This is a genomic window from Fulvivirga aurantia, assembly GCF_009711475.1.
GTDB classification, from domain to species: domain Bacteria; phylum Bacteroidota; class Bacteroidia; order Cytophagales; family Cyclobacteriaceae; genus Fulvivirga; species Fulvivirga aurantia.
The window spans coordinates 1-3,518 of sequence record NZ_SMMD01000518.1; the positions used below are offsets into that span (position 1 = coordinate 1).

The window sequence follows — 3,518 nt, forward strand, 5'->3', positions numbered from 1 at the left end:
TGGATGAAAAGAAATAGCTGATCGTGATACCTGGTATAAATAGGAGCAAAGTATTCAGGATTTTGCTGGCATTTTTTTATGATTTCGTACTCTGCTAATACTTCTTTTTCTTTTTTATGATATGTACTTGCTTGTACGCTCTGTAGCGTATAAGATAAAGCACCAATAGCCTCAAGTATATATTTATACCAGAGAAGTGTAATTGTGCGTGGAGAAACTAAAATTGCAAGGGTCATTATTATTAAGTTACAATCAATATATTGATTTTTAAAATATCCGGCCTTGCTGTCTTCGGCTCAGCTGGCCGGATATTCCGCCTTTTAAAAGTTAACACCCGTTCCACCACAGACAGGTGCCAATTACGCTGTTATCGGAAATGAATAACGACTACATAATGCGCATATCTACAAAAGGTACACTTTGGTGAGATTTTTAATTGGCCTATGTTTTGGCTACCTTTGCACCTCCTTGAGAATCAGGGGAGATAAAGCATATTTTACAAAATAAAATTATTATGTCTGAAGCAAAAAAGGGCGACAAAGTAAAAGTACATTATACCGGGAAGTTGAATGACGGATCAGTTTTTGATTCTTCTGAAAACAGAGAGCCATTAGAGTTCGAAATCGGTGCGGGAATGATGATCGCTGGCTTTGACAAAGCTGTTGTAGGAATGAAAGTTGGTGATACTAAAACTGCCGACATTCCAGCTGACGAAGCATACGGAGCAAAAAATGATGAGATGGTAGTACAAGTACCTAAATCACAATTGCCAGAAGATCTAAAGCCAGAAGTTGGGCAGCAGCTTGGAATGCAACAGCCAAATGGCCAAAACATACCAGTTGTAGTTACAAAGGTAGAAGATGAAACTATAGAAATAGACGCAAATCACCCACTAGCGGGTAAAGATCTTGTGTTTGACATTGAAATGGTTGAGATCAACTAATTTCAAAAAAAAACTAGTTGGTTTAAAATATAAAAGCCATCTCGATATCGGGATGGCTTTTCTTATTTAGGGATCTTTCAGAAATTACTTTTCTTCAGACTTATTTTCTTCTTTAGTTTTTCTTACGTCTAGAATGTTTAATGCCGCGCCAAATCCAGCAAGGCATGCCACGATGGTAATAAATAGGTTGGCTCCGTCTCCGATGTATTGTTCCATGATATAAGTCTTTTTCTAATTTTCAGCTCCAAATTTAAGGCGAAGCGAGCTTAAAAGGAAATTATATTGTCAATTATTATGGCTAAGTTGAGGTGTACTATAATTTGGCAACTTACGTTATGAGAAAAACCTGTATTTATGCCTCAATCTGATCATTATAGAAAATTAGAATGGATGTACCTACATGGTGCTCCGATTAATAAGTTTTACAAGCCGGCAATTAAGGTAGAAAGTGGTGCGGCCACGATTACAATAGAGAGCAATCCTAAGTATTTTCATGCTGCAAACGCTGTACATGGATCTGTTTACTTCAAAATGTTAGACGATGCTGCCTTTTTTGCTGTTAATTCGCTTGTCTTAGACGCCTTTGTACTCACAACAAATTTTAACATAAACCTACTTCGACCTGTAGTTTTTGGTGAGCTAAAATCAGTAGGCAAGGTTGTTTACAATGCAAGAAAATCCTTTTTGGCAGAAGCCAACCTCTACAATAACAAAAACCAACTTATAGCTACAGGTAACGGCACTTTTGTGAAAAGCAAGATTGACCTCAACGAAGAGGTGGGCTATAAAGAAATGGACAGTTAGCGCTTATATTTCCAGTTCTTCCTTATGATTTTTGAGTACATCGATTATAAAATTGATATGCTCTGTAAGGTCGACCCCTAATAACTCTACCCCTTTGGCTATTTCATCACGCTCTACTTTGGCGGCAAAGCTTTTTTGCTTGAGTTTTTTCTTCACCGATTTAGCAGTAAGGGTACTGATACCCTCAGGTCTCACCTGGCAGCAAGCTATGATAAAACCCGTGAGTTCATCACATGCAAGTAGCGCCTTATCGAGGTGATTGGTATAAGGTACATTCCATTTGGTGTAGTGCGCAGAGATGGCATGTGCTATTTTCTCTTCTCCCAGGTCATTTAATTTAGAGACAATGATAGCAGGGTGTTTATCAGGGTATTTTTCATAATCGGCATCGTGCAGCATACCGGTGATGGCCCACTCGGTACTATCTTCTTCAAATTTTTCTGCATATGCTTCCATTACCAGTTCTACACTTCTTGCATGTCGTAGCAGGCTGTCGCCTTCGGTCATGTCGTGTAGTATTTCTTTAGCCTCGTTGTAGTTCATTGTTTATAAAAAGAGCGTCTGTTTTTTTGTCGTACTGCCATATACACAAAGCCGGCACCTATTATGATGATGGTACCCATCAGGCCGAGTATGATTACAATACGACTGTTTTCTATTTGTAAATCCTGTATTTGCTGATCTTGCTTGAGAATTTCCAGTTGCTTTTCCTTTTGTTGCAACTCAAAGGCCACTTCCAATTGTGCCATTTTGCGGCTACTCTCTTCATTGTGCACGCGCTCTTTGGCCTCATCATATAAAATTCGGGTTTCGTAAGCTTGTTTGTATTTGCCTTGTTTTCCGTAGACTTCTGCCAAAGACTTGTAAATCGATCGTAAAATCGGGTAAGCCTGTAGCTCCTCAGCTATAGACAGCGCACGGGTTTGATAATTTTCTGCACGGGCATAATCCTCTTTTTTAAGGTAAACCTGGCCGATATTTGATAGGGCAAGTGCTTCGCCATGTTTGTTGGAATTCTTTCGTTCCATTTCCAAAGAGCGATTGTAATAATTAAGCGCTTCATTGTACTCTTCTCTATAAAAATAAATGTTGCCCACATTGCTTAGTGGGTCAAAAATACGCTCGTGATCTCCGAGTTCTAGTGAAAGGTCTATCGCTTGAGTGTAGTATTCTAAAGCCTTGTCTTCGCGACCTTTATCGCTGTAGGCATTACCAATATTATTGAGCGCTCCCACCATCTGCTGCTGGTTGTTGAGCTGTTTAAATATTTCGAATGATTCGATAAAATAGATCAAAGCACGATCAAAAACACCTTTTAATGAGTAGACCGTACCAATATTGTTCATGGTCGAAGCGAGGCCCTTTCTGTCATCGATCTCATCGCTTATTCGCAAAGACTCAATGTAAAACTCCAGAGCCTGATCGTAAATACCTTGATTCTTATAAATAACACCTATGTTATTGAGTGCTGCTGCTTTACCTTTTTTGTAGTCTAGCTCGGTGGCTAAATCAAGCGCTTCTCGGGATAGTTCGAGTGCCTTGGTAGGGTTGAGGTGGCTGTAAACTATGTTTAACTCATTCAGAATATTTACACGCTGCTCATTACTCGCATTTGGCAATAAGGCCTCGAGGCTGTCCAGCTTGTTTTGCCCATTAGCCAGCAAATGGCAGAGAGTAACAAAAAATAGTATAAGAGCTTTGCGCTTCATTTTTGTTCTAAAAGTCTTTACCTCTTAAAGTTAACATTATAATCGGCATAGATAAAAGTAAC

Annotated in this window: 5 protein-coding genes and 1 pseudogene; 2 read left to right on the forward strand and 4 right to left on the reverse strand. The window is 39.2% G+C overall.

The genetic code is table 11. The features are described from left to right. Positions 1-236: pseudogene (locus tag E1176_RS03935) on the reverse strand (hypothetical protein); the annotation flags it as partial. Positions 237-514: 278 nt separating this feature from the next. Here E1176_RS03935 and E1176_RS03940 point away from each other — a divergent pair. Continuing rightward, positions 515-943: an FKBP-type peptidyl-prolyl cis-trans isomerase gene (locus tag E1176_RS03940; RefSeq protein WP_155209269.1), complete on the forward strand. Its 429-nt coding sequence runs from the start codon at positions 515-517 to the stop codon at positions 941-943. An 84-nt stretch (positions 944-1,027) separates the two neighbouring features. On the opposite strand, the gene E1176_RS21235 is transcribed toward E1176_RS03940, so the two are convergent. Further along, a complete protein-coding gene (locus E1176_RS21235) occupies positions 1,028-1,159 on the reverse strand; it encodes a hypothetical protein (RefSeq protein ID WP_281349516.1) in 132 nt (43 codons plus the stop codon). A 138-nt stretch (positions 1,160-1,297) separates the two neighbouring features. Between E1176_RS21235 and E1176_RS03945 the strand changes: the two genes are divergently transcribed. Beyond that, positions 1,298-1,747: a PaaI family thioesterase gene (locus tag E1176_RS03945; RefSeq protein WP_155209270.1), complete on the forward strand. Its 450-nt coding sequence runs from the start codon at positions 1,298-1,300 to the stop codon at positions 1,745-1,747. 3 nt (positions 1,748-1,750) lie between these two features. On the opposite strand, the gene E1176_RS03950 is transcribed toward E1176_RS03945, so the two are convergent. Together E1176_RS03950 and E1176_RS03955 are read right to left on the reverse strand one after the other, a co-directional pair. Then, complete coding sequence (locus tag E1176_RS03950; RefSeq protein WP_155209271.1) at positions 1,751-2,290, reverse strand: HD domain-containing protein; 540 nt, start codon at positions 2,288-2,290, stop codon at positions 1,751-1,753. Beyond that, positions 2,287-3,456, reverse strand: coding sequence for a tetratricopeptide repeat protein (locus E1176_RS03955; RefSeq protein WP_155209272.1), 1,170 nt, complete (start codon positions 3,454-3,456; stop codon positions 2,287-2,289). Before E1176_RS03955 ends, E1176_RS03950 begins: the two co-directional genes overlap by 4 nt. Positions 3,457-3,518: the final 62 nt, after the last annotated feature.